The organism is Dactylosporangium sp. NPDC050588 (assembly GCF_040654975.1).
Classification (GTDB): domain Bacteria; phylum Actinomycetota; class Actinomycetes; order Mycobacteriales; family Micromonosporaceae; genus Dactylosporangium; species Dactylosporangium maewongense.
Genome location: NZ_JBFAJA010000030.1, coordinates 25,099 through 50,882, shown reverse-complemented (window position 1 = coordinate 50,882; position 25,784 = coordinate 25,099). Strand labels below are relative to the sequence as shown.

Sequence of the window (25,784 nt, the reverse complement as noted above, 5' to 3'; positions counted from 1 at the left end):
CGGCACCGTCGGTCCCGACGCACCGCAGCGGCGGCCCGGCCGCCCGGGCAGGGTCGTTCGTTCATGAACGGCGGAAGGCGAACCGTTGACGCCGCGGTGCCGATCGACGGAACCGGTGGCCGAAAGGCCGAGCCGCACCGGTCTGATCGATCTCCGATTCGCCGGTTCGTGCCGTTCCCTTGCAAATATGCAATGCCAGACTGACATGTGCGTGCAACACGGCGATTCGGCGCAGCATCACATCCTGCCTGCCCGCTCACGCGAGCCTGGAAATTGTCGAAGGGGAATCGTCATGCCTCGACTTCTGGCGACGGCGGCCGATGAGGTCCGCAGCCTGGCCAGGCTCGGGACGCTCGCGGCGACCGTCGCCGGAGCGGACGAGCCGGAGCGCCTCCGGCTGACCGGCGGCGCCTACTCGGTGGTCTACCCGGTCGTCTACACGGGGCTCACCCAGGCCATGGAGCGCAGGCGCGGCCACCCGGCGTGCGCGGTGTCGGTCCGCCACCTGACCGACGACTGCCTGGACCGCTTCCACGACGACGTCGAGGCGGTCGTCCACGACGTCGTCCGGCGGGCGACCGCCCCCATCGACAACCTCGACGCGTGGATCTGCGGCCTGATCAACTCCGCGACCGTCAACGGGCACCGCCGCCGGCGCGGCGAGATCGGCGCCCTGCAGCGCCCCCGTGCCCCGAAATGGCTGGTCGACGGGCTCGGCGGCGACCGCTGGCTGGTCCACCTCGCCGTGCAGATGCTCAACTGGGTCGGCAACCCCGTCACCGCGGGGACCAACGTGTGGCCCGTCGACAGCTGGACGGCGCTGCGCTGCCGGTTCACCGGCGACTGGGACGGCTCCGTCGACGTGCGCCACGACATCGAGGCGGTGCTGCGGGTCATGCGGGCGAAGCGGGAGTGGTACGAGCGCTACGTCGAGGGCCCCCTCGGGCACAAGCACGTGCCGGTGCCCCGGTACGCCCCGGAGTGCCCCGCCGGCGACCAGGACACCCCCGCCCTCAGCCTCATCGACGTCGGCGAGCGCGACGACCTGTACATGCGGGAGCTCGCCCACCTGGCGATGACCGCGATGCGCACCCGGCTGCGGGCCGGCGAGGACCCGGGCACCGTCGTCGCCGAGGTCATCGCCGTCGCCTTCGGTGACGGTGCCGTGCCCGCCCTGGACGGCGGGCCCCGCCTGAGCGACACCGCGGGTGACCACGTCGGCCGCATCCTGCGAGACCAGGGCCGCATCCGGGACATCGTGGCCGCGGTGCTCGCCGTCGTCGAGGACCTGTAGACCCACCGCTCCCTTCTCTCTGACGGACCGGTCCGTCAGAGAGCGCCGAACCGTGGGCGGCGAGGATGGGAGCGACGGCATGGACGACGAGACGCGGCGGGAGCGGTCCGCGGCCACCTTCCGCGGGGGGACCCGCGCCGTGCGCACGGTGCTGCTGTACGAGCCGGCGGGGCGGGACGAGCCCGGTGCCGGGGACCCGCCGCAGCCGTCGTTCCGCCACGTTGCGGCCGGCGGCTCGTTCGCCACGACGCTCCGCCGGCACCTGGGCGACGCCGGCCAGGTCAGCCACGGCATCGTCACCGACGACCCCGCCGACTACGGCACGCTGCGGCCGGCGCAGCTCTTCGGCGCCCCGCTGTGGTCCCCGCCCCCCGCGTCCGCTCCGCCCCTCGCTTCCGCCCCGCCGGTCGCACCCACCTCGCCCGTCGGGTCCGCCCCTCCGGTCGAGGCCGCTCCGCCGGTCGGGTCCGTCCCGCCGGCTGCCGTGCCGCAGGACTCCCCCACGTCACCGCTGTCACCGCCGCCGGGTCCGCTCGGCGGTCCTGCCCTGGCCTACCCGGCCGGCCTGCCGGTGCCGCGTGTCCCGGGCGGGGCTCTCGCCGGCGGCGGGCCGGCGACGACGCTGACCCCGGCGCTGGTCCGGGAGCGCGTCGCGGCCCAGCCGGGCGGCGCCGCGATGCTCCTGGCGCTGGTGTCCGCGCTGGACCGGGCCGGCGAGCCGGACGCGCCGGTGGTCGTGCTCGTCGGCGCGGAGGCCACCCGGATCGTCGAGTGGATCACCGCCGGCACGCTGCTGCTGCCGCCGGCGCGGGCCCTCGCCCTCGGCTTCGAGGTCAACGCCGGCGACCCCGCCACCGCGGGCGTCCCCGTGGTCGGCGTCGACCCCGCCACGGCCGCCGGGCTCACCGGCCGCGGCTACGCCGTCTTCGACCTGGCGGCCGGCGCGTTCCCGGCCACGACGCCGACGGCGCACGCGCTGCGATGGGTCGGCGGGTTCCTGCAGGACGACCCGCGGGCCGTCGTCGAGGCGCTCGACCTGGCCGCCGCCTGCGGTCTCGAGCCGGACGCCGCCGCCGAGCTCGGCCTCGCCGCCGTGCTGCGCCGCGAGCCGGCTCTGGCGCACGCCGCGGCGATCGCCGGCTGGCTGCGCGACGGCCCGCAGGCGCTTCGCCGCGCGTACACCGGCGGCATCACCGACATGTTCACCAGCTCCGTCACGCCATGGCCGCGACCGGTCCTCGAGGCGCTGGACGACGCCGCCGCCGACGGGCTCCTGCCGGGGCGGGCCGCCGCCGTCCGGCTGGCGCTGCTGCGCGGCGAGACCGACGCCGCCGCGCTGCGCGCCGAGGTCGCCACCCGCGTGCCGCCCGCGCTGCCCGACGGCGAGTGGACGGCCGCGGACAACACCACGGCCCGCCGGCTCGTCCTCGCCGCCCTCAACGCCGGGCCCGCGCCGCTCGGGTCGGAGGCGCTGCTGCGGGTCGCGGGCCGCTTCGGCATCGACGTCCAGCCGTCCGACCTCGCCGACCGCGGGCGGGACCTCGTCGAGTTCTGGGCCGGGCACCCGCGGGCCGGCTTCGACCCCGGGCTGTGGCCGTGCGGCGACCGGCTCACCGCGGCGCTCGTCGACGAGCTGACCCGGCGGGTCAAGGCCGTCCCGGTGCGCCGCCACGACATCGCCGCCGGCTGGTGGCGGTGGCTCCTGCCGCGCATCACCACCCTGGAGCCGCCGCTCGCCGACGCCGTCCTCGCCGGCGCGGTCGGCGACGACGCGGACAGCGCCGAACGCGCCGACCTCGTCGAGCACCACCTGACCGCGGCGTCCCACGACCCCGACCGGTTCCTGTCGACGGCCGCCGCCCTGTGGAGCCTGACCGACCCGTCCGTGGACGAGCTGCGGCTGCTCAAGCGCCTGGCGCCGGCCGGTGTGGTGCTGCCGGCGAAGACCCTGGAAGGGCTCATCGGCCGGCTGGTCGGCGACGCGCCGCTGGCGCACGAGGACGTGGACGTCGCCCACCGGCTCGTCGACGCCGGACTGGTCCCCCGCCACCGCCGGCTCTTCCAGCTGCTCGCCGACGACCGCGTCCTGCGCGCCGTGGTGCGCCGCCTGACCACGGCCCCCGCCGGTCCGGCCGGCAGGCCGCTCGGTGACGGGCCGGTCGTCGCGCTGCTGCACGAGCTGGAGGAGCTGCCGGCCCGCCTGGTCACGCTGCACGCCCCCGGCGTGGCCGCCGCCCTCGCCCGCAGCGCCCCGCCCCGCGAGCTGCTCGCGGTCCTGCGCCGCCACCCCGGCGTCGTCGAGCACTACGTCACCCTGCTCAGCGACCTGCTCCGCAAGCCGGGCGACGAGCGGCACGCGGTCATCGCCTACCACCTCATGCACAACAACGACAGCCGTGGCCTCCGCCCCGTCCTGACCGCCCCCGTCCTGCGCTGGGCGACCCGCGCCTCGAGCCGCCAGCTGCGCCGCGTCGGCGAGCTCATCGCCGGCTTCGGCCCCGCCTGGTCCGCGTCCTGGGCGGCCTACCTGGAGCACGTCCGCTCGCAGCGCCGCATCTGCCGCCTCATCCACCCGTTCGGCAACCACTGACCCCGCCCCGGCGCGGCGGGCGTCACCGGCGGGTGCGGAGGGCGGCCAGGTTGCCGGCGGCGAGGAGGGTCAGCAGCGTGACCGCGAGCCAGAAGCCCGGGCCGGTGCCGACCATGTCGCCGGGTGTCCTGCCCTCCGGCAGGCGGCTCTGCCCGGCGACGGCGGCGGCGAGCCGGTCGGTGACGAGCAGCTGGCCCGCGACGAGGGCGACGGCGGCGAGCCCGGCGAGGACGGCGGCGGCCACCCGGCGGCGCCGGTCCTGCGCGAGCCCGACCGTGACGGCGAGGACGGCACCGAGCAGCAGGAGTCCGGCGATGTACGACGGCTGCGGCGCGAGCCGGTCCGGCCGCCGCTCGTCGTCCGGGCGGAGCTGGTCCGACGCGACGTCGGGGGTCCCGCCCGACGCGAGGTCGAAGCCGGTGTACTGGGTCGTGCCGCCGGGTTTCGCGCGGCCGTAGCCGTCGGGGAGTCCACAGGAGACGGTCGCGAACGGCAGCGCGAAGCACAGCAGGATCAGCAGCACCGTCGCCGGGCTCAGCCACCTGCGCCGCAGCGGCGTGGCCGCCGGTCCCGCCACCGGCGGCGGGTGCGCGGCGGGGCCGGCCACGGCCGGCGGCGCGGTCGCATGGAGGGCACCCTCGGCGACGACGGTCTCGGGCCGTTCGACCGTGGTGGGCGCGACGCCGAGCCGCGCGTGCAGCAACCGCGCCAGCGACGGCAACCGGCTGCCCCCACCGACGAGCAGCACCCCGGCCAGCTCCCCACCCCCGGCGCCGGGCGCGGCGACAGTGCCGGCGACGGTGCCGGCGACAGTGCCGGCGACGAGGTCGGCGGCCAGCTCGGCGACCGGGGCGAGGAGCGGGGTGGCGACCGACTCCAGCTCCTCGCGGGTCAGGTGCGGGTCCGACGGGTAGCCGGGGACGTGGACGGGGGCGACGCTGAGCCGGGACAGGCTCTCCTTCGCCGCCCGCACCTCCTGCCACAGCAGCAGCCGGTCGCGGCGGTCTGCGGCGGTCACCGGCGACTCCAGCCGCTGCCAGGCGGCGGGCGCGGCCGCGGACACCACGGCACCCAGGACGCCGACCAGCGCGGCGTCGACGTCGAGGCCGCCGACGTCCAGGCCGCCCTGCGCCACCACCTGACCGTCGCGGACCACGGCGAGGTCGGCGGTGCCGGCGCCGAGGTCGACGACGAGCAGCGCGGCGCCCGGCGGCACCGGGGCACCCGCCGCCGTCAGGTACGCGGCGGCGGCGAGCGGCTCGCTCACCAGGTCCACCGCGCCGAGCCCGGCGCGCGCGGCCGCCTCGGTGAGCACCTCCCGCCGCGGCGCACCCCACCCCGCGGGCACGGTCAGCACCACGTGACCGCCCGGCGCGCGGGCGGCGACCACGCGGAGGACCGCGGCGAGGGCGTCGGGGACGGCGACGGCGTGCGGGCCGAGCAGGACGGTGCCGTCGTCGATGCGGCGCTTCGGGTTGGGTTCGAAGGCGGCGGGGTCGGCGCGGGCCAGGCGCTCCGCGTCGAGGCCCGCGACCAGGGCACCGTCCGCGCCGGCGTGGACCCCGGACGGCAGCTGCTCCCGGCCGTCGAACAGGACCGGCCGGACCCGGCCGTCGGCGCCGCACACCACCGCGACCGTGCTGGAGGTGCCGAGGTCGATGGCGATCCGGTCCACGACCAGCAGCGTACGCCCGCCACCCATCGACCGCCGCGCACGCACCGGCCGCGGAACGCCGACCGGCCATCGGCACGGCCGCGGGACACCCACCGGCCATCGGCACCACCGCGCACCCGACCGACCCGAGACATCCACCGGACATCGACCGTCGCGCACGCAACGGCCGCGGAACGCCGACCGGCCATCGGCACGGCCGCGGGACAGCCACCGGACATCGACGCCGCCGCGCACCCGACCGACGCGAGACATCCACCGGACATCGACCGTCGCGCACGTGACCGCGGCGGGAGGCCCACCGGCATCGGCCGCCGCGTAGCTGACCGACGCAGTGCGTCCGCCGGCCGTCGGCGTCGCCGCGCACGGCCGGCACGGGACGCCCGGCTGGGGCGGCGCTACACGATGGCGGCCAGCTGGGCGGCGACCTCGTCGGGGTGCGGGCGGGCGGCGATGCTGGCCTTGAACCTGCCGGCGGTCATCCGCAGCCCGTAGTCGGACAGGAGGCGGTGCAGCTGGTCGGCGGTGATCGCGGACGCCGACATCGCCCAGCCCGCGCCGGAGCGCTCCACCACGCCCGCGTTGTGCCGGCGGTCGCCGGGGCCGGGGACGACGAGCTGCGGGACGCCGGCGGCGAGCGCGCCGAGGACGGTGCCGGCGCCGCCGTGGTGCACGACGGCGTCGAGGGTCGGCATGAGCGCGTCGAGCTGCACCCAGCCGGTGGTGTACACGTTGCCGGGCAGCGAGTCGGGCAGCCGGCGCTCGGGCCGGACGAGGAGGATGTCGGCGTCGACGCCGGCCGCGACGGCGACGATCGCGCGCATGATGCCGCCGCTGCCCGGCCCCTCCACGGTGCTGCGGGTGACCGCGATCCGCGGGCGCGTCCCGGCGGGCGGCAGCGGCGTGACCGGCTCGCCACCGGGGCCCGCCGAACCGCCCGGGCGCACGACGGCACCGCCCACGCCGGCGAACGGGCCGCCCACGCCGGCGGCGGGTCCACCCGGGCCGGCGAACGGGCCGCCCGGCTGCGCGGCGGAACCGCCCAGGTCAGCGGACAGGCCGCGCGGGTGGGCGAGCGAGCCGGTCCGGTTCGGGGACGCCCCGACCGGCAGGCGCCGCATCGGCAGGCCGGGCCGCTCCCCCACGAGCTCGGCCGGCGCGATCTGCACCACGGCCGCCGGGTCGGGCAGGCCGTCGACGCGGTGCCGGCGCAGCGCGGGCCCGGCGGTCACGGCGGTGAGGACGGCGCCGTCGAAGAGGTTGTTCTCGTGCCGGACGGCGGGCACCCCGCGCCGCGCGGCCACGACCGCCCCGGCCACCGCGAGGGGCTCGTGCACCACCAGGTCGGGGCGGAACCGGTCGGCGGTCGCCGCGACACCGTCGACGAGCTGCTCGTTGACGGTGCCGAACAGCAGGCCGACGCCGCGGGTCCCGCCGGTGCCGGCCAGCTCGGCGCGCGCGATGAACGGGTGCCGCAGCATCGTCCGCCGGGCGATCCGGGCGAAGGAGAAGCCCGGCGCGACGTCGACGACCGGCAGCTTCGCGGTCCGTCCGGCGGTGAGCGCGTCGGCGGCGGTGGCGATCAGCACGTCGTGCCCGGCCCGCCGGAGCGCCTCGGCGAGCGGCACGAGCGGCAGCATGTGGCCCAGCAGCGGCGCGGACACGAACAGCACACGCATGAGGTGGACTCTAATCGATCTCCTCGGATCGCAGGTCCCGGATGGTGCCTTGCGCGGCTTCGAGCTGGTCCTCGAGGTCGATGATGCGGCACGCCGCCTCGAGCGGGGTGCCGCGGTCGCACAGCTCGCGGGCGCGGGCGGCGAGCCGCAGCTGGTGCCGGGAATACCTGCGGTGCCCGCCGTCGGAGCGCAGCGGGCTGATGAGCTTCAGGTCGCCGAGACGGCGGAGGAAGTCGTGCGAGACGCCGATGATCGCCGCTGCGCGGCCCATGGTGTAGGCGGGGAAGTCGTCGTCGTCTAAAGGATGGTCCGAGGGGGACACGTCACCTCCGCGTCGAGGGCCCCGGCGCTCTCGCGCCGGGGCCCAGGGTATTGGGTCGTTACACCATCTACCGACACGAATGCCGGATTGTCATGTCCACACCTGCCGCGACGTGCGGCAACGGTGCGGGGATCGCATCTGCCAGACCGGAGACCACCTCTCGTTCGATGGATACTGCGGTGCTCGCCGGACCGTGTGCACGGTCCACAGCGGGCGATCCAACGGTGTGAACCCTCCCCTTTCTCTCGTCGTTCCCTTCCAATCGTGCCGGACGAGTCGCAGCCAGTCGCGGCTCTGTCCCTTCACCCTCGGAGGGGTGGCATCGTCAGCGTCGTTTTCCGACTCTCTTGACCCCAATAACGCTACCCCCGCCCACCACGAAAATCTAGCGTCGACGTACCAGGTTTTCTGACTTCACTCATGGGGGTTCACTGACGGCGAACCGCTGACACGGGCCGCCGGGCAGTGGTATGGCCCCACCGCGGCGAGGTGGCCGTCAGCCGGCCGCGCGGTAGGCCTGCCCGGCGGGGGTCGCTGTGGTGCCGTCCTTGTACAGGCCGTAGGGCAGCGAGTCGCCGACCGCCGGCAGCGAGAACCAGGCGTAGCGCTCGATGTAGGACGTCGCCTGCATGCGGGTGGTCGTCGCGGTGATGAACGCGGTGATCTGCGCGGTGTTCGGGAACTTGGGCGTGCCGGAGAAGTTCATCAGGCCGTACTCGGTGACCCAGATCGGCAGGCGGTACCGGTCGTACACGGCCTGCAGGTAGCCGGCGAACTGCCCGGCGGCGGCGTCGCTGAAGTCGGAGCCGTACCAGTGCAGGGTGATGAAGTCGACCCGCCGGTTCTGCTGCCGCGCACCGGTCATGAAGCGGTCCAGCCACCCGCCCGGGGTGTTGCCGCCGTACGCGACGGCGGGGCTGCCCAGCCGCATGCCGGTCGACTCGAGCCGCGGCCACAGCGAGAGGGCCTGCTCGACGGTCATGTTGGCCTGCCCGGCCAGGTCCGGCTCGTTGAAGCCGAGCAGCACCTTGCCCTCGCTCTTCGCCTTCGCCAGGGTCGCGTCGGTGACGTTGGCGGCGCCCCAGATCATCGGCACGAACTCCGCGGCGGCGGGCATGCTGTCGTTGCTCGGCGACCAGTTGTAGTACCAGCCGGCGCCGACGTTCGTGACGGCCTGCGACAGCCCCGGGAACTCCCAGGTGCTGACGCCCTTCTTCTTCGCCGTCACCGGCGGCTGGGACGAGCCGGGCGGGGTCGTCGGGGTGGTCGGGGTGGTGGTGCCGCCGGGCAGCTTCCAGGCCTGGTTGGCGCCGCCGGTGCAGGCCCAGATCTGCAGGCGGGTGCCGTCGGCGGAGCTGTTGCCCGACGCGTCCAGGCACTTGCCGGAGTTCGGGTTGACGAGGCGGCCGCTGCTCGCCGTCCACCGCTGCGCGCCGGTGCCGTTGCACGCCCACAGCTGGACCTTGGTGCCGTCCGCGGTGCCGGACGCGGCCACGTCGAGGCACTTGCCGAGCGCGCGGACGCTGCCGTCGGACTCGACGGTCCACTGCTGCGCGCCGGTGCCGTTGCAGGTGTACAGCTGGACCGCGGTCCCGTTGGCGGAGTTGGCGCCGGCGACGTCGACGCACTTGCCGCCGATCCCGGTGATCGGCCCGGCGGTGGCGGCAGCGGCGTCGGTGAGCCCGAAACCGAGCCCGACCACGCCGAGCGCGGCGACGGCGGCGGTCGAGACGATGAGCGCGAGGGTCCGTCGGCGGACGGTCCGATGGAGCTTCATGCGCTCAAGCTCGCCGATGCGTTCGGGCACGTCAAGCCGGAGAACCCGACTTCATCAAAGTCTAAGCCAAACTTGAGAGAGCGCTCTCCGGCGTACCTTCCGGAGGGGGCCGCACTGTCCGGCGTCGCCGCCGCAACGCCGGACAGCGGTCCCGGGGTTACCGCCGTGGCAGCTGCCGCGGCGCCTGCGGGATGCGCGGCTGGACGAGCGGCGGCCCGGCCGCCACCAGGTCACCCTGCACCGTCCGCAGCGACTTCTTCGGGTTGTACGAGGCGTCCCACAGGCACCCGAGACCCTCCGGCGGGTTCTTGAACCAGCCCGGGATCCACGAGTACCTGTCGGTGAAGCCCCACACCGTGAACGACAGGCAGTGCCGGTTCATCAGGCACGCCTGGAGCAGCACGTGGTAGTTGTACGCGGCCGCCTGGTCCCGGGCGGCGACGTCGGCGCTGTTGGCGGGCAGCGTCTGGTCGTCGGCGTTCTGGGTGAGGCTGCGCGCGTCGACCTCGGTGAGCGCGACCGCGAGGCCCAGGTCCGTGAAGCGCCGCAGCGCGTCGGCGACCTGGAAGACGTCGTAGTTGCCGTACTGGGTCGCCAGGTGCCCCTGGCTGCCCACGCCGTCGATCGGCACGCCGCCGGCCCGCAGCCGCTTGACCATGTCGTAGACGAACTGCGTCTTGTCGCCGGCCCCGCCGTCGCCGAACGCCTCGATGTTGTAGTCGTTGTAGAACAGCAGCGCCTTCGGGTCGGCGGCCCGCGCCGCCCGGAACGCCTCGGCCAGGTAGTCGGGGCCGAGCAGGTCGGCCCACTTCTGCTTGAACGACCCGGCGCTGCCGCCCAGGTGGATGGCGCTGGGTGTCTCCCACGGGTCGCTGACGGCCTCGTTGACGACGTCCCACTGCCAGATCCGGCCCTTGAAGTGCGTCACCACGGCGGTGATGTGCTGCTTCAGCAGCGCGCGCAGCTGCGGGCCGTCGATCGAGCCGTCGTTGATGCCGGCGCTCAGCCAGCCCGGCACCTGGCTGTGCCAGACCAGCACGTGCCCGCGGACCAGCTGCCGGTTGCGCACGGCGTTGTCGATCAGCGCGTCGGCCGGCCCCCAGTTGTACGTGCCGCGGGTCGGCTCCAGGCTCTCCCACTTCATCGCGTTCTCGGCGGTGACGGTCGAGAACTGGGTGTCGACCATCGTCTTGTAGGTGGCGTCGGCCGCGTACGCGGCGGGGTCGACGGCCGTGCCGAAGTACAGCCCGTGCCGCGCGGCGAGCGAGCGCAGCGTCTGCTCCTGCGGCTTCGCCGGCGTGGCGTCGTGCGCCGACGCCGCGACGGTGCCCAGCGAGCCGACCGCCACGACGGCGAGGACGCCCGCGTGCACCAGTCTTCGCAATCGCATGCATGCTCCGTTTCAGGGTGAACCGTCGGGCGCGACCGCCCGGCCGGTGGCGGTGGAGATCATGCCGGCGCGCAGGCCGCGGGCGGTGAGGTCCGCGACGATCTGCGGCACGGCGTCGATCGTGGCCTGGTGGCCGTCGTGCATGAGCAGCACCCCGCCCGGCCGGAGCGTCGCGGCGGCCCGCACGATCCGGTCCGGGCTCGCGCCGTTCCAGTCCTGCGAGTCGACGCTCCACAGGACCTCGGTCAGCCCGAGCCCGGATGCGACTGCCTGCAGGGCGGCGTTCGTCTCGCCGTACGGTGGCCGGAACAGCCTCGGCGTGGTGCCGGTCGCCCGGCGCACGGCCCGCTGGGTCCGCGCCAGCTCCGAGGTCATCCGCGCGGTGTCGAGCCGGGTCAGGTGCGCGTGCGTCCAGCTGTGGTTGGCGACCCACATGCCGGCCGCCCGCTGCGCCCGGGCGAGCGCCGGCTCGGCCTGGACGTGCCGGCCGACGTTGAAGCACGTGGCCCGCACCCCGGCCGACCGCAGGGCGTCCAGCAGCGCGCCCGTCGTCGCCGGGTTCGGCCCGTCGTCATACGTCAGGGCGACGTAGCCGTCGGCGGCGCGGCTGTCCACATGGGTCACGGGCCCTCCGGGTGGCGGGTTGGCGGCGGGGTGCTTCGTTGATATCCGCCGATTCCCGGCCCGGGAATGAATTTCGGAAGCTTTCGAAAGCCCTTGACAGCTACGGTGCGCTGACCGAGCTCTCTTCGATCAGTGCGATGAGGTCGGTCCAGTCCTCGATCAGCTGCGCCTGGTCGATGCGGGCGAGGCGGCGCTGCGCGCCGCGGCCGGCGGTGGCGTCGGAGAGGTGCCGGCGCAGGACGTCGTCGACCTGGTCGATGGTGGAGTGCTCGCCGAGCAGGTCCTCGGCGTCGTCGAGGTCCAGGTACACGACGAGCTGGGCGCACAGGTCGCGGCAGCGGCAGACGAAGGACGGCAGCCAGCGCTGCGGCGGGCCGCTGAGGTGCTCGACGAGCAGCTCGAGGTCGAAGTGCAGCTCGTCGCCGCCGTCGGTGCGCACCTGCCACGGCGGCGTCGCGATGAGCCGGTCGGACGGGTCGGCGGCGGCGTGCCTGGCGAGCGCGGCCGTGTCGGGGAAGAGCAGCAGGCGGCCGTCGGGGTCGGCGGCGAACACGTGCTCGAACGCGTCACCGCCGTGCAGCTGCCCGCGCAGCGTGACGCCCTGCAGGCGCGGGGTGACGAGCTCGATCAGCTCGACGTTGACGAGCACGGTGCCGTCGGACCCCGGCGGCGCCGTCCAGACCGGCCCGTCCGGCCGCGGGACCTGCCAAGACCGCTCCCCCTGCCACGCCGGAGGCTGCCCTTGTGGCGGCTGCGGCAGGTGTACGGGCGGCGCCGGCCACTGGTGCTGCGGCGGCACCCACTGCGGCCGCGACGCGACGGGCGCCTGCTGCGGCGGGACGGGCTGCTGGGGCGGCCATCCCGCGGGCTGTGCGGGAGCGGCCTGTGCGGGAGCGGGCTGTACGGGAGCGGGCTGTACGGGAGCGGGCTGTACGGGAGCGGGCGGATGCGGTGGCCACCCCGCGGGCTGCTGCGGGGCGGGCGGCTGCTGCGGTGGGAACTGCTGCGGTGGGAACTGCTGCGGTGCGGCCTGGTGGTGCGGCCATCCCGCGGGCTGCTGCCATCCGGCCGGCTGCGGCTGTCCGGGCGGCACGGGCCCCGGCTGGACCTGGCCCGGCACCGGCGGACCGGACGTGGGCAGCGGCTGCGGCGGGCCGGACGTCGGCGCCGGGTGCTGCCAGGCCGCCGGCGCCTGCGGGAACTGGGGCACCGCGCCCGAGGTGTCGCCGCCGGAGATCGGGACGGGGCCGGTCCAGCCGATCGGGCGCTGACCCACCGGCGGGCCCAAAGGCGGCAGGCCGGTCACCATCGGGTCGATGCTGCCGGCGGCGACCACCAGCTCGGGCTGGTCGATGACGGTCGGCGCGATGCCCAGCGCGCGGTGCAGCATCGTGGCGACGAGCGGCATCCGGCTCGCGCCGCCGACGAGGATGACCGCGCCGAGCGGGCGCAGCGGCACCGGGCACTCGGCGAGGGTGGCGGCGACCGCGGCGACCGTCCGCTGGATCAGCGGCGCCGCGAGGCCGTCCAGCTCCTCGCGGGTGAGGATCTGGTCGGTGTCCAGCAGCGGCAGGTAGAGCAGCGCCGAGCTGGTCCGGGACAGCATCTCCTTGGCGTTGCGGACGTCGTCCCACAGCTGCCGGCGGGCGGCGCGGTCGGCGACGGTCGCCGGGTTGTCCAGACGGGCCCACAGCTCCGGCGCCCCGGACCGGCGGCGCAGCAGGTCGACGATCGCGGCGTCGACGTCCTGGCCGCCGGTCTCGTCGAGGCCCGCGCTGCACAGCACCTCCATCCCGCCGGTGCCCGGGCTGCCGCTCACCGGGCCGTGGCGGACGACGGCGACGTCGAAGGTGCCGGCGCCGAGGTCGTACACGAGGAGGTCGGCGGGCGCGGGGCCGTGCCGCCGCAGGTGGAACGCGGCCGCGGCGACCGGCTCCGGGACCAGCCTGACGCGGGCGGGGTCGAGGCCCGCGGTGGCGGCGGCCCGCAGGAGCGTGGCGCGGCGGCCGGGACCCCACGCGGCGGGGTGGCAGATGGTGGCGCCGGTGACGCCCGTGCCGCCGATGCGCCGCGCCTCGGTGACGACGCGGTGCAGTAGCGCGCCGAGCAGCGCCTCGACCGTCACCTCGGCGCCGAGCAGCACGACACCGTCGTCGATGCGGCGCTTCGGGTTGCCTTCGAAGCGTTCGGGGCGGGCGCGGGCCGCGTACACGGCGTCCCGGCCGACGAGGAGGTCCCCGGCGTCGCCGGCGAGGACCGCGGACGGCAGCAGCGGCGCGCCGTCGAAGAGGACCGGCTCGGGCGGCCCGCCGTCGCGGCGCAGGAAGGCCACGGTGCTGGACGTGCCGAGGTCGACGCCGAGCTCCACCGCTGACCCCGCTCCTCCCCTGTGCCGTCCGACCATCGAAGTCGCGCACCCCGGCGGGTGTCAAGCCGCCGGGCGGGCGCAAGACCCCGCCGGAGCGGTCGGGCGGGACCGGGCGCGCCGGGGCGGTCAGGCGGGCCCGGACGCGCGCCGGAGCAGGTCGGCGGTGGTGATCGGGTCGACCCGGGTGCTGGGGACGGTGCACGCGTGCGCGCCGGCGACCGCGCCGTACCGGGCGCAGGTCGCGGCCGGGGCGGCGGCGAGGTGGCCGTACAGGAACCCGGACACGAACGCGTCGCCGGCGCCGTTGGAGTCCACGGCGGGCGCGGGCAGCTCGGCGACGGGCACGTGGACCACGTCCGGCGCGCCCCGCTCGAGCAGGTACGCCCCGTCCGCGCCGGCCGTCGCGACCGCGATCCGCGGGCGGCCCATCGCGAGGACCCGCCGCAGGGTGCCCGGCACGTCCGGCAGCGCCGCCGCCGACATGAAGACGATGTCCGCGCCGCGGGCGAACTGCTCGTGATACGCGTTGACCCCGTCCCAGTCGTGCAGATCGGTGGAGACGGTCACGGGCAGCCCGGCGAGCACCTCGACGGCGTGCTGGCACGGGTGGGTGATCGACACGTGCACGTGCCGGGCGGATCGGGCCAGCGACAGCAGCAGCTCGCCGGGGAAGAGGGCGGCGTCGTCCTGGCGGCTGCCGTCGTAGAGCGACAGGCGCCGGCCGAGCGGGTCGACGAGGTTCACGGCGCGCTTCGTGCCGGCGGGCGTCGGCACCGCCACGAACCGCACGCCGCGCCGCTCGTGCAGGTCCCGCACCAGCCGGCCCTCGGGGTCGTCGCCGAGCACGTCGAGGTGGGTGGTGGGCAGCCCCAGCGCGTGCAGCCCGAGGGCGACGCCGTCGCCGGTCTGCCCGGCGCGGGTCTGGATCGCCGGCACCAGGTAGCTGTCGGCGAACGGCAGCGGCAGGCTCGGCACGGACACCACCGTGTCCACCCCCGCCCCGCCCAGAACAAGGATCATGCCCCCGACCCTAACGCCGGGGGCACGAGCGACCATTAGCGCGGGGCGGTCCAGTCGGTGGCGACGCGGCCCAGCCGGACCCGCTGCGGGTGGTCACCGACGGCGACCGAGGCGACCTTCTGCCCCGTGGCGAAGCTGATCGCGGTGACCTGGTCGGCGCCGGACTCGGAGATGACGCAGTCGCGGCCGTCGGCGCTGACGGTCGCCCAGTACGGCTTGCTCGCCGTCACGAGCGGGCCCGGCGTGAGCGTCGAGCGGTCCACGACGGTGGCGTAGTCGTCCATCGTGCCGGCGACGCAGACCCTGCCGCCGTCGGGGCTCATCGAGAGGCCGTGGTGGCGGGAGTCGTTCACCCACGTGGTGCGGTCCTCGCTGGTGGCGGGGTTCTTCGGCAGCGTCGCGATCCGGGTGATGCGGTCGGCGGCGACGTCGTACTCGACGAACCCGTTGAAGAACGACACCTGGAAGTACAGGGTCGACTCGTCCGGCGTGAACACGGCCGGGCGCACCGCGTCGGACAGGTCCGTGCGGCCGTACGCGTCGAGCCGCTGCCGCATGTCGATCACCTTCGCGGTCTGGAAGGTCGCGGTGTCCACGACCGTGATGTGCCGGTCGCCCTTCGTCCAGTCCAGCCACGGGTCGTCCAGCGCGGTGTTGACCTCACCGATCGACATGTTCCACAGGAACCTGCCGCCGGCGGTGTAGACGTTCTCGTGGGGTTTGTCGCCGGTACCGAAGGACCCGACCTGCCGCCCGGTCACGATGTCCAGCACGTGCACGGTGTTGGAGGTGGAGGCCGACACGGCGACCCGGGTGCCGTCGGGCGAGACGGCCATGTGGTCGGAGCGGAACCCCGACACGGGGAAGCGCCACCGCAGCGCGCCGGTGCGCAGGTCGATCGAGACCACGTCGGCGAAGCTCGGCCGGGACACGACGAGCGCGGAGCCGTCGGGCGTGGTGTACATGTCGTCGACGAGCTGGTCGTGGCCCTCGCCCGGGCCCTGCTGGACGCCGAGGTAGAAGGCGAGCTTGACGGGGTTGAGGTAGATCTCCCACAGGCGCTGGGTCTTGTCCGGCACGACGTTGACCCGGCCGAGTCTGGTGTACGCGCCGCTGGGCCGGATCACGTCGACCGTGCCGTCCCAGTTGTTGCCGACGAACATCACCTGCTGCAGGGCGGCAGCGGCGGCGGGTACGGCGGCGGTGACGGGGGCGGTGATCGGCACGAGGGTGGCGGCGGCGACGAGACCGGCGACGAGCGCGCGGCGGGCTCGCTGGAGTGTCACGGGGCTCTCCTGACGACGGGGGCGTTGTTACCTTGCGGTAACAGGAAAGCCGCGGTACAAACGCATCGATAGTCGTCAGAGTGCAACGCCCGGCGGGTGGATTGTGCGCGGGCCACAACGGCGGGGGGCGGGACGGTGTCGCTGGGGCCGCTGCTGCGGGACATGGCCGGGGACCCCGGCATCGTCGAGGAGCTCGTCGCCGCGGCCCGGGCGTGCTCGGCGGAGGTGGCGCGGCTGCCCGAGGAGGAGAACCGGCGCCACATCGCGGTGCTGCTCATGGCCGGGCTCGCCGCGTTCGAGCGGCTCACCGACCCCAGCGCCGACGACTTCGCGGAGGCGACCCGGCTCGGCGCGGACCGGGCCGCGCAGGGCGTGCCGCTCAGCGCGCTGCTCAGCGCCGTGCAGGCCGGCCGCACCCGGGCGTTCGAGATCGCGGTGGTGCGCGGCCGGGCCGCCGGCATCCGCGACGAGGTCCTCCTCACCGCGGCGCTGGAGTTCGACCGGTACGCCGGCGCCCTCGAACGCCACGTCATCGCCGGCTACCGCACCGCCGAGCTCGAGCTGCGCCGCGACGGGCACGACGAGCGCGCCGCGCTGCTGCGCCGGCTCCTGGCCGGCGAGCCCGCCGACAGCGCGGACCTCGCCCGCTTCCGGCTGCACCCGGCCGGCCGCTACCACTGCCTCGTGGCGTCCTGCGCGATCGACCAGCGCGGCGGGCTCTTCGGGTCCGTCGACGGGCGGCCCTCCGGGCTGACGCCGCGGCGCCCCGCCGACGCCGAGGTCGGTCCGCGGACACTGGTCGTGGTGTCCCCCGCCGTGCCGCTCGCCGAGGCCGCCGCCGCGTACGCGCTGTGTCTCGACGCGCTGCCCACCGCCGTCCGGGACGGGCGGCGCGGGGTGCACGACGTCACCGGGCTCGCCGCCGGGACCGCGCTGGCCATGCAGCCCCGGCTGGCGGCGATGCTCAGCGACACCCTGCTCGGCGGGCTGCGCCAGGACGACGAGTTCCACCGGGAGCTGGCCTGCACCGCCCTGGCGTACCTCGATCACGGGCAGCGGCTGGACCAGGCGGCGTCGGCGCTGCACGTGCACCCCAACACCGTGCGGTACCGGCTGCGCAGGCTCCAGGAGGTCACCGGGCTGCCGCCCGTGGAGGGGGTCCTCGACACCGTGCGCGTCTGGTGGGCCCTGCGCACCTGGCTGGACGGCGCCTGACCGGGCTTGACCTTGCCGCAGCGTCAACGTTTCTACTTGGGGCATGCGGATCGGCGAGCTCGCCGCGCTGGTCGGGGTGTCCACCCGTACCGTGCGGCACTACCACCACCTGGGCCTGCTGCCCGAGCCCGAGCGGCTCGTCAACGGCTACCGCGAGTACCGGCTGCGCGACGCCGTCGCCCTCGCCCGCGTGCGACGCCTCGCCGAGCTCGGCCTGTCCCTCGACGAGATCCGCGACGTGCTCGCCGACGACCAGGGCCGCGAGCTGCGGGAGGTGCTGCGGGAGCTGGACGACGACCTGGCCCGGCAGCAGGCCGCCCTCGCCGCCCGCCGGGAGCGCCTCGCGGCCCTGCTGGCCTCCCCCGACCTCGGCCCCGACTCGACCGTGTCGCCGGAGATGGCCGCGGTGCTGCGGGACCTGCCGGCCGGCGCGTCGGCGTTCGGCGCCCTCGACCGCGAGCTGCTGGCGATGATCGACACGAACGCCGGCTCGGACCTCGCCGACCTCCTGCGCCCGCTGACCTCACCGGAGGCGCAGGCCCGGGGCGCGTCCCTCTACGCGAGGATGGACGAGCTCGCGGCCGCCGACGTCGCCGACCCGCGGGTCGGCGCGCTCGCCGAGGAGCTCGCCGACTACCTGCCGCCGCGGATGGCGGCCGCGATGACCGGCGCCGGGCCCGGCCACTGGATGGACACCATCACCGCGGAGATGTCCGCCGCGCAGGCCGAGGTGTTCCGCCGGCTGCTGGACCTGCTGCGGGAGCGTGGCTGATGCGCGCCGCGTACGAACGTCTCGTGCCGCTGCGGCTGCGGCGGATCATCGGCTTCGACGCCAAGGGTGCGGTGAGCCTGGCGCTGTGGCTGACCGGCCGCCGGCACGGCGTGCCCGCCGGCGCCGTGCCCGTGCCGTACTTCGGCGCCCAGGCCCCCGCGCTGCTGGTCTTCCTTGGCGCGATGGTGGTCGAATTTTTCGTCGTCGAGGTCGTCCTGCGCTCCCTCGGCGCGCCCTTCGCCGTCCGCGCGGTCCTGCTCGCGCTCGACGGGTACTCGATCATGCTGGCACTGGCGGTCATCGCCGCCTACGTGACCCGGCCGCACGTCGTCTCCGCGACCGAGGTCCGCATCCGCTCCGGCGCGTTCTTCGACCTGAGCGTCCCCCGCGAGCAGGTCGCTTCGGTGCGCCGGATCCGCGCGTACAACGAGAAAGGCAGCGTCCGCGTCGACGGCGGCACCCTCACCGTGGCGGTGTCGTCCCAGGCCAACCTGCAGCTGGAGCTGACCGGCCCGGTCACGGCCGTCCGCCCGCTCGGCGCGACCTGCGAGGTCCGGACGGTCCGCTGCTTCGCCGACGACCCGGACGCCGCGCTCGCCGCCTTCGAGACCCTCGGACACGGGCAGGCCGCCCGGCCCGGGGACCGGGCGGCCTGAGGCGGGCGGGCGTTACGCGAAGGTCCACCGCTGATTGGTGCTGGCGGCGCAGTCCCAGATCTGCAGCGGGGTGCCGTTGGCCGAGGAGACGTCCTTGGCGTCCAGGCACTTGCCGAGGGCGCGGACCGTGCCGTCGGCGTTCGCGGTCCACTTCTGCGCGGCGGTGCCGTTGCAGTCCCACAGCTGGACCTTGGTGCCGTTGGCGGAGCTGGCCGCGTTGACGTCCAGGCACTTGCCGAGGGCGCGGATCGTGCCGTCACCGGGGCGGGACCACTTCTGCGCGCCGGTGCCGTTGCAGTCCCAGAGCTGGACCTGCGTGCCGTTGGCGGTGTTGGCCGCGTTGACGTCGACGCACTTGCCGCCGATGCCCGTGATGCGGTTGCCGGTGGCGGGCGGCGGGGTCGTGGTGCCGCCGCCGGTGGTGTACGCGTAAACCCGCACGTAGTCGACCGTCATCGTCTGCGGGAAGGTGGTGCCGCCGTCGGGCGAGCCGGGCCAGTTGCCGCCGACGGCGACGTTGAGCAGCATGAAGAACGGGTGGTCGTAGACCCACTTGTTGCCGCGGGTGTCGGCCGGGGTCTGGCGGAAGTACTGGGCCCCGTCGAGGTACCAGGTGACCGAGTCGGGCGCCCAGTCGACGGAGAAGGTGTGGAAGTCGTCGGCGAGCGCGCGGCCGCCGGACAGCACGGTGGAGCCGGTGAGCGGGTTGCCGCCGGAGTAGCCGGGGCCGTGCAGCGTGCCGTGGACGGTGCCGGGCTCCTTGCCGACGTTCTCCATGATGTCGATCTCGCCGCTGTTGGGCCACGGGGTTGGTGCCGATGTCGTCGCCCAGCATCCAGAACGCCGGCCACAGGCCCTGGCCGCGCGGGATCTTGATGCGCGCCTCGAAGCGGCCGTACTTCTGCGTGAACTTGCCCGCGGTCAGCAGCCGGGAGGAGGTGTACGTGCAGCGCCCGTACCAGCAGCTGTAGTTGCCGGGGTTCTCCTTGCGGGCGGTGATGACGAGGTGGCCGGCGCCGTCGAGCGCCGAGTTGGCCGCGCCGTCGGTGTAGTACTGCAGCTCGTTGTTGCCGAAGCCGCCGCCGCCGACGTCGTGCTTCCACTTCGACGCGTCCGGCGCGGCGCCCGAAGGGCCGCTGAACTCGTCCGACCACGTGAGGTTGCCGATGCCGGCGGACGCCTCGGGTGTGTCGTGCAGGGTGGTGGCGACCAGACCGGCGACGGCGAGCGCGAGGGCGGTCGCGATCACCGTCAGCCGGCGCCGGGTGGAGGTGCGCACAGATGCTCCCGAAAGGTCTGGGGACTGATCACCGACCACGCTATGGAGAGAGCGCTCTCAGGGTCACTCTCCGCACCTCAAGGGCACCGTTCGGTTTCCTTATCATTCGCTTTGCTCACTGATCCGCACGGTGGACAGATCACTCGGCTGGCACGACAGGACCTCGCAGAGTGCGGTCAGCGTGGTGAAGCGGATCGCCTTCGCGTGCCCGTTCTTCAGCACCGACAGGTTCGCGAGCGTGATGCCCACCTTCGTCGCGAGGTCGGTCAGCGTCATGCCCCGCTCGGCGAGCAGCCGGGCGATGCGCGATCGGTGTCAAGCCCGCTACGATGCCGCCGTATCGACTGCCGTCTGGAGGCTCCCGCCGTGCACCCCGACCAGCCACAGCCCGACCCGCGCCTCGACGCCGGCGCCGTGTCGCCCGCTCGCCGGTGGAACTACTGGCTCGGCGGCAAGGACCACTTCCAGGTCGACCGGGACTCCGGCGACCGGATCGCCGGCGCATACCCCGCGATCCGCACCGCCGCGCAGGAGGGCCGCGCGTTCCACAACCGCACGATCCGCTTCCTCGCCCGCGAGGCCGGGATCCGGCAGTTCCTGGACATCGGCACCGGCCTGCCCGCGCCGCACAACACGCACGAGGTCGCGCAGGCGATCGCGCCGGAGACCCGGGTCGTCTACGTCGACAACGACCCGATGGTGCTCGCCCACGCCCGCGCGCTGCTGATCGGCTCCGCGGAGGGCATCACCAACTACGTCGACGCGGACCTCAACGAACCGGCCGCGATCCTCGGCTCGCCCGAGGTGGCCGCGACGCTCGACCTCGGCGAGCCGGTGGGGATCCTGCTGTACGCGGTGCTGCACTTCATCCGCGACGACGAGCACGCGCGGAAGGTCGTGACGGAGCTGCTCGCGGCCGTCCCGGCGGGCAGCTACCTCGTCGCGACGAACTCCACGAAGGACTTCGTCGAGCCGTCCGTCGCCGCCATGTACGACCAGCTCCTCGCGCGGGGCCTGGTGGATGCCTGGCCGCGGGACCGGGACACGTTCGCGCGGTTCTTCGACGGGCTGCGGCTGGTCGAGCCGGGCATCGTGCCGATCAGCGAGTGGCGCCCCGAGGCCGCCGGGCACCCGACGCCCGCCGAGGTCTCCATGTACGGCGCGATGGCCGTCAAGTAGGCCCCAGGCCCATCGTCCGCACCCGGGCATCATGACCGCCACCGACCGGCGAGGTGGCGGTCCGCCCGTGGAGGTACGCCTCCCGGCCAATACTGACTGATGGGGTGAAACGGGCGCAGTTGGCATATCCGGCACCCCGGCCCGGACGACGCTGAGGCCATGCACAGCGTCACCAAGATCCTGCCGTTCGTGTGCGTCGCCCTCGCGGGCGGGTGCACCAGCTCCGCCGGCGGCGCCGCGCCGGCCCCGTCGCCGCGGGTGTCGTCGGCGACCGGCACGTTCGCCCCCTACACACCGGGCGCGACCGCCATCACGTACGACCCGGCGCTCGTCCCGGACGGGGCGGTCGCCACCCTCAGCATCACCGAGACGTCGTCGGACAGTCGGGTCTGGTTCACCGTCGCCGGGCTGCTGCCGAACCGCACCTACGGCGTCCACCTGCACACGAACCCGTGCGGCGCGACACCCGACGCCGCCGGGCCGCACTACGAGCACCAGCACCCGCCGGGCTCGAAGCCCAACGCACCGTCGCCGCCCGGGCCGGTGTCGCCGCCGCAAACGGCGTCGCCGCCGGTGACGCCACCGGAGACGCCGGCCACCCCGATGAAGGCCGACCCCTCGTACGCGAACCCGCAGAACGAGGTGTGGCTCGACGTGACGACCCGCGCCGACGGCCGGGGGTCGGCGGTCGCCACCCACCCGTGGACGTTCGACCCGGCGCCGAGGTCCCTGGTCATCCACGCGACGGCGACGAAGACCGCTGACGGGCAGGCCGGCGACGCCGGGCCCCGGGTCGCCTGCCTGACCCTGCCGGCGTGACCGCCGCCGCGCCCGACGCCGCCGCGCCCGACGCTGACGAGTCGCCTGATCAGGAGTTCGACGACGGGTCGGCCGGCGCGGAGTTCGTCGAGGCGGCCGACGGTGTCGAGGCGGCCGACGACGCGGTGCCGGACCTGATCACGGTGCCGCTGCCGCCGGGGGCGAAGGCGCTCGTCTGCGGCGACCTGCACCTCGCGCCGCACCCGACCGACGCGTCCGCCCAGATCGAGCGCGACCTCGCGGACCGTCTCGACGGATGGGGTGACGGCCCGGGCGCGGTCGTGCTCAACGGCGACGTGATCGAGCTGTGGGGCGAGCCCGGCGGCACCGTCGAGGCCGCCCTGGACGCGCACCCGCGGCTGACCGGGGCGCTGCGGGCGTTCGCGGCGGCGCCCGGCCGGCAGGTGGTCGTGGTCGTCGGCAACCACGACGCGGCGATCGCCTGGGACGGCGTGTCCGCGAAGACGTTCGCCCGGCAGGCCGGCGCCCGCTGCGCCCTGGCCGTGGAGCTGGACGTCGAGACGCCCGCCGGGCGCAGGGTCGTGCGGGTCGAGCACGGCCACGCCTACGACCCCGCCAACGCGCTGCGCGACCCGCGCAACCCGCTCGACTCGCCCCTCGGGCAGCACATCGTGCAGGAGGTGCTGCCCGAGGTCCGGCACACCCCGCTGCTCGCGGACCTCACCGCGATCGCCGATCCCAACGCCATCGGGCAGTACGTCGCGTCGCGGCTCGTGTACCGCAGGCTCGGCCCGCGTGCCTGGTGGCTGCTGCTGCCGCTGCTCGCGGCGGTGCTGCTGCGCGTACCGGAGCTGCTGACGCACTCCAGCGTGCTGGGGCGGCTGCCCAGATGGACGGCGCTGGCCGGCGCGGGACTGATCGCGCAGGCGGCGCTGCTGGTGCTGCTCGCCGTCCTGACGTCCCGGGTCCTCTACACGGCCATGGCCGGCAGCCGGCTCGGCCCCCGCGGCATGCACCTCAACGGCACGCCGCGGGCGGTCGCGGCGTCGCTGTGCGCCGACGGGCTCGCCGGGCTCGTCACCGGCCACACCCACCAGCCGGAGCTGGCCGCGGTCCCCGGCGGGTTCTACGCCAACAGCGGCTGCGGCGTGCGGTGCGTCGAGGCCCGGCCGGCCCGGTGGTTCCTGCCGCCGGTCTTCGCCCCGGTCCTGCGCCGCTCCTGGGTCGAGGTGACCGCCGGGCGCGACATCCAGGTCGACCTGGTCGTCGGCGAGTCCGACGGCGGCGGGCAGGCCCGCCTCGAGCGGCTCGCCGCCCGCCGCCGGCCCGCCACCGGCGTGCCGCCGGGCACGCCGAGGGTCGTGGCGAGCCTGCCGGGCGCGGCGGGCTGGCCGCTGCACCACACCGGGCTCGACCAGCGGGTCAGGGACGAGCGGACCCGGCGCGTGGCCGCGTGGGCGGTCGCCGCCGTCGCGGTGCTGAGCCTGGTGTCGGCGCTGACGACACCCCTGCGGGGGCGGCTCGCGGCGCTCCTGGAGCGGCTGCCGGTGGAGGTACCGCAGGCGGCGGCGGCAACGGTCGTCTTCTCCGGCACCGCGCTGCTGCTGCTCGCCTGGGGCCTGCGGCGCGGGCGGCGGCTCGCCTGGACGGCCACCGTGCTGCTGCTCGCGGCGACCGCGGTCCTGCACGTGGTGAAGGGCATCGACGTCGAGGAGGCGGCCCTCGCCGTGGTGGTCGCCGGGTGGCTGGTGTGGCACCGGGGCGCGTTCCCGTCCCGGCCCGGGAGCCGGCAGGTCCGGCGGGCCACGGTGGCGCTGCTCGCCGGCGGGCTGCTCGTCGCGGCGGTGTCGGCGGCGCTGGTCCTCGCCGCCGGTGAGCGGGGCCGCGCCGGGCCCGGGCACGACGCCGGGCTGACCGCCCGCGCCGTCGCCGACCGGCTCGTCGGCGACCGGGTCGTGCCGCTGCCGGCGGCCGTGCCGTTGCTGGCGCCCGCCCTGTACGCGGCCGGGCTCAGCCTGCTCCTGCTGGTGGGGTGGATGCTCGTACAACCCCGGCTGCACCGGCCGCCGAGCGCCGCGGAGCACCGGGCGGACCTGGAACGGGCCCGCCGGATCGTGGCCGAGCACGGCGGCGACACGCTCGCCTACTTCGCGCTGCGCGACGACAAGTCGTGGTTCTTCACCGGCGACTGCGTCGTCGCCTACGCGGTCCGCGACGGCGTGTGCCTCGTCTCCCCCGACCCGATCGGGCCGCCCGAGCAGTGGACGGCGGCGTGGGCGGAGTTCACGGCGTTCGCCGACGGGCACGGCTGGCCGGTGAGCGTCGTCGGCGCCGCCGAGGGCTGGCTGCCGGTCTACCGCTGCGCCGGCCTGCGCCCCGTCTACCTGGGCGACGAGGCGATCGTCGACTGCGGCGCGTTCACCCTCGACGGGCGGGCGATGAAGGGGCTGCGCGGCGCCTGCAACCGGGTCCGCCGGGCCGGCTTCACCGTCCGCTTCCACGACCCCGCCGCGCTCCCCGACGGCCTGCGCGAGGAGCTGCGGGCGCTGATGACGCAGAGCCGCCGCGGCGACGTCGAGCGCGGCTTCTCGATGACGCTGTCGCGGCTGTTCGACCCGCGGGACACCGGGCTGCTCCTCGCCGTCGCCTACGGCCCCGACGGCCGCGCCGCCGGCTTCTGCCACTGGATCCCGGCCGCCGACATCGCCGGCTGGTCCCTGGACGTGATGCGCCGCGGCACCGACCCGGACCTGCCCAACGGCCTCACCGACTTCATCATCGTCGAGACCATCGAGCGGCTCCGCTCGCTGGGCTCGTGGGGCCTCGGCCTCAACTTCGCCGTCATGCGCCAGGTGCTGGCCGGCGAGCGCGGCGAGGGGCACCTCAACGACCTGCAGCGCCGGCTGCTGCACCGCTTCTCCGGCAGCATGCAGATCGAGTCGCTGTGGCACTTCAACGAGAAGTACCAGCCGCTGTGGCGCCCCAGGTACCTGCTGCTCAGCGGCACCGAGCTGGCCGCGCAGGGCGTCGCGGTCGCCGGGGCGGAAGGCGTCTCCGAGCTGCCCGTGATCGGCCGTCTGCTCAACCGCTCATGAGCCTGCTCCTGGCGCTCGCCGCGGCCTTCGGCTACGGCGTCGCGTCGGTGCTGCAGGCCTCCGGCGCCCGGCGCTCCCCGGGCATGCTGCAGACCCTGCGCGCCCCGGCCTACCTGACCGGCATCTGCCTGGACCTCGTCTCCTGGCTGCTGTCCCTCGCCGCGTTGCGGGTGCTGCCGGTGTACCAGGTGCAGGCGGTGCTCGCCGGTTCGCTCGCCGTCACGGTCGTCGCGGCCCGGGTCATGCTCAAGGCCCGCCTCCGCGGGCGGGACGTGGCGGCGGTCGCGGTCACCGTCGTGGCGCTCGCCGCCCTCGCGGCCGCGGCCGGCCCGCAGGTCCCGGCGGCGCCGCCCACCGCCATCCGGCTCGCCCTGGCCCTGGCCACGGTCCCCGTCGCCCTCGCCGGCTGGGCCGCCGCCCGGCGCGGTGCCCCGAACCTCGCCGGCGCCGTCGCCGGCCTCGCCTTCGGCGGCGCCGCCCTCTGCGCCCGGGCCGTCGGCTTCTCCGGCGCGTTCCTGCTGGAGCCGCTCGTGTGGGCCCTGGCCGTCTTCGGGGTGACGGGCATGCTCCTGTACGCCCACGCCCTCGAACACGGCCAGGTCGGGCCCGTCACCGCCCTGCTCTGGATCGTCGAGGTCATCGTCCCCTCCGCCGCCGGCGTCCTCCTCTTCGGCGACGACGTCCGCACCGGCTGGGCGCCGGTCGCCGTCACCGCCGTCACCGCCACCGTCGCGGCGGCCGCCGTCCTCGCGCACGCCCCGGCCACCGCCGCCGCCCAGTGACCGC

The 25,784-nt window shown here is 75.3% G+C and carries 20 protein-coding genes and 2 pseudogenes; 9 read left to right on the top strand and 13 right to left on the bottom strand.

What is annotated here, in order from left to right; translation table 11 throughout:
• Positions 1-292: 292 nt before the first annotated feature.
• Both AB0I21_RS22125 and AB0I21_RS22120 read left to right on the top strand, forming a co-directional pair.
• Entirely contained in the window at positions 293-1,294 is a 1,002-nt protein-coding gene (locus AB0I21_RS22125) for a hypothetical protein (protein ID WP_360563696.1), read from the top strand.
• A 79-nt stretch (positions 1,295-1,373) separates the two neighbouring features.
• The gene (locus AB0I21_RS22120; protein WP_360563694.1) at positions 1,374-3,884 is read left to right on the top strand and encodes a GTPase-associated protein 1-related protein; all 2,511 of its coding nucleotides are present in this window, start codon (positions 1,374-1,376) and stop codon (positions 3,882-3,884) included.
• Positions 3,885-3,906: 22 nt separating this feature from the next.
• On the opposite strand, the gene AB0I21_RS22115 is transcribed toward AB0I21_RS22120, so the two are convergent.
• From AB0I21_RS22115 to AB0I21_RS22075, 9 genes are all read right to left on the bottom strand, one after another.
• On the bottom strand, positions 3,907-5,559 hold the full coding sequence (locus AB0I21_RS22115) for an Hsp70 family protein (RefSeq protein WP_360563693.1): 1,653 nt from the start codon (positions 5,557-5,559) through the stop codon (positions 3,907-3,909).
• A gap of 395 nt (positions 5,560-5,954) precedes the next feature.
• A complete protein-coding gene (locus AB0I21_RS22110) occupies positions 5,955-7,235 on the bottom strand; it encodes a glycosyltransferase (protein WP_360563691.1) in 1,281 nt (426 codons plus the stop codon).
• Positions 7,236-7,245: 10 nt separating this feature from the next.
• The gene (locus AB0I21_RS22105) at positions 7,246-7,506 is read right to left on the bottom strand and encodes a MerR family transcriptional regulator (protein ID WP_360563783.1); all 261 of its coding nucleotides are present in this window, start codon (positions 7,504-7,506) and stop codon (positions 7,246-7,248) included.
• Positions 7,507-8,053: 547 nt separating this feature from the next.
• Positions 8,054-9,334, bottom strand: coding sequence for a glycosyl hydrolase (locus AB0I21_RS22100; protein WP_360563689.1), 1,281 nt, complete (start codon positions 9,332-9,334; stop codon positions 8,054-8,056).
• Between the two features lie 157 nt (positions 9,335-9,491).
• Positions 9,492-10,724 (bottom strand): endo-1,4-beta-xylanase, encoded by a 1,233-nt coding sequence (locus AB0I21_RS22095; RefSeq protein ID WP_360563687.1) that lies wholly within the window; start codon positions 10,722-10,724, stop codon positions 9,492-9,494.
• A 12-nt stretch (positions 10,725-10,736) separates the two neighbouring features.
• Positions 10,737-11,348 (bottom strand): polysaccharide deacetylase family protein, encoded by a 612-nt coding sequence (locus tag AB0I21_RS22090; protein ID WP_360563685.1) that lies wholly within the window; start codon positions 11,346-11,348, stop codon positions 10,737-10,739.
• Between the two features lie 100 nt (positions 11,349-11,448).
• Complete coding sequence (locus AB0I21_RS22085; RefSeq protein ID WP_360563683.1) at positions 11,449-13,716, bottom strand: Hsp70 family protein; 2,268 nt, start codon at positions 13,714-13,716, stop codon at positions 11,449-11,451.
• A gap of 126 nt (positions 13,717-13,842) precedes the next feature.
• Positions 13,843-14,736: an adenosine kinase gene (locus AB0I21_RS22080; RefSeq protein WP_360563682.1), complete on the bottom strand. Its 894-nt coding sequence runs from the start codon at positions 14,734-14,736 to the stop codon at positions 13,843-13,845.
• Between the two features lie 35 nt (positions 14,737-14,771).
• Entirely contained in the window at positions 14,772-16,022 is a 1,251-nt protein-coding gene (locus tag AB0I21_RS22075; RefSeq protein WP_360563680.1) for a YncE family protein, read from the bottom strand.
• Positions 16,023-16,157: 135 nt separating this feature from the next.
• Here AB0I21_RS22075 and AB0I21_RS22070 point away from each other — a divergent pair, with 135 nt between their 5' ends.
• From AB0I21_RS22070 to AB0I21_RS22060, 3 genes are read left to right on the top strand one after another with little or no spacing between them, the layout of a single operon-like run.
• A complete protein-coding gene (locus AB0I21_RS22070) occupies positions 16,158-17,237 on the top strand; it encodes a helix-turn-helix domain-containing protein (protein ID WP_360563678.1) in 1,080 nt (359 codons plus the stop codon).
• 43 nt (positions 17,238-17,280) lie between these two features.
• Positions 17,281-18,009 carry a MerR family transcriptional regulator gene (locus AB0I21_RS22065; protein WP_360563676.1) on the top strand — a complete coding sequence of 243 codons (729 nt, stop codon included), beginning with the start codon at positions 17,281-17,283 and terminating at the stop codon, positions 18,007-18,009.
• Positions 18,009-18,665, top strand: coding sequence for a hypothetical protein (locus AB0I21_RS22060; protein WP_360563674.1), 657 nt, complete (start codon positions 18,009-18,011; stop codon positions 18,663-18,665). Before AB0I21_RS22065 ends, AB0I21_RS22060 begins: the two co-directional genes overlap by 1 nt.
• 12 nt (positions 18,666-18,677) lie before the next feature.
• Here AB0I21_RS22060 and AB0I21_RS22055 read toward each other — a convergent pair whose 3' ends face one another.
• From AB0I21_RS22055 to AB0I21_RS22040, 4 genes and pseudogenes are all read right to left on the bottom strand, one after another.
• On the bottom strand, positions 18,678-19,121 hold the full coding sequence (locus AB0I21_RS22055; protein WP_360563781.1) for a ricin-type beta-trefoil lectin domain protein: 444 nt from the start codon (positions 19,119-19,121) through the stop codon (positions 18,678-18,680).
• Between the two features lie 42 nt (positions 19,122-19,163).
• Positions 19,164-19,484 (bottom strand): annotated as a pseudogene (locus AB0I21_RS22050) (glycoside hydrolase family 16 protein); the annotation flags it as partial.
• A gap of 142 nt (positions 19,485-19,626) precedes the next feature.
• Positions 19,627-19,914, bottom strand: a pseudogene (locus AB0I21_RS22045) (1,3-beta-glucanase); the annotation flags it as partial.
• A gap of 132 nt (positions 19,915-20,046) precedes the next feature.
• Positions 20,047-20,238, bottom strand: coding sequence for a helix-turn-helix transcriptional regulator (locus AB0I21_RS22040; RefSeq protein WP_360563779.1), 192 nt, complete (start codon positions 20,236-20,238; stop codon positions 20,047-20,049).
• Positions 20,239-20,310: 72 nt separating this feature from the next.
• Here AB0I21_RS22040 and AB0I21_RS22035 point away from each other — a divergent pair, with 72 nt between their 5' ends.
• The 4 genes from AB0I21_RS22035 to AB0I21_RS22020 all read left to right on the top strand — a co-directional run bounded on the left by AB0I21_RS22035 (position 20,311) and on the right by AB0I21_RS22020 (position 25,780).
• A complete protein-coding gene (locus tag AB0I21_RS22035) occupies positions 20,311-21,123 on the top strand; it encodes an SAM-dependent methyltransferase (protein ID WP_360563673.1) in 813 nt (270 codons plus the stop codon).
• Between the two features lie 159 nt (positions 21,124-21,282).
• On the top strand, positions 21,283-21,942 hold the full coding sequence (locus AB0I21_RS22030) for a superoxide dismutase (RefSeq protein WP_360563672.1): 660 nt from the start codon (positions 21,283-21,285) through the stop codon (positions 21,940-21,942).
• Positions 21,939-24,998 carry a phosphatidylglycerol lysyltransferase domain-containing protein gene (locus AB0I21_RS22025; RefSeq protein WP_360563670.1) on the top strand — a complete coding sequence of 1,020 codons (3,060 nt, stop codon included), beginning with the start codon at positions 21,939-21,941 and terminating at the stop codon, positions 24,996-24,998. Before AB0I21_RS22030 ends, AB0I21_RS22025 begins: the two co-directional genes overlap by 4 nt.
• Positions 24,995-25,780, top strand: a complete 786-nt coding sequence (locus AB0I21_RS22020; RefSeq protein ID WP_360563668.1) for a hypothetical protein — start codon at positions 24,995-24,997, stop codon at positions 25,778-25,780. The genes AB0I21_RS22025 and AB0I21_RS22020 overlap by 4 nt, the downstream gene beginning before the upstream one ends.
• Positions 25,781-25,784: the final 4 nt, after the last annotated feature.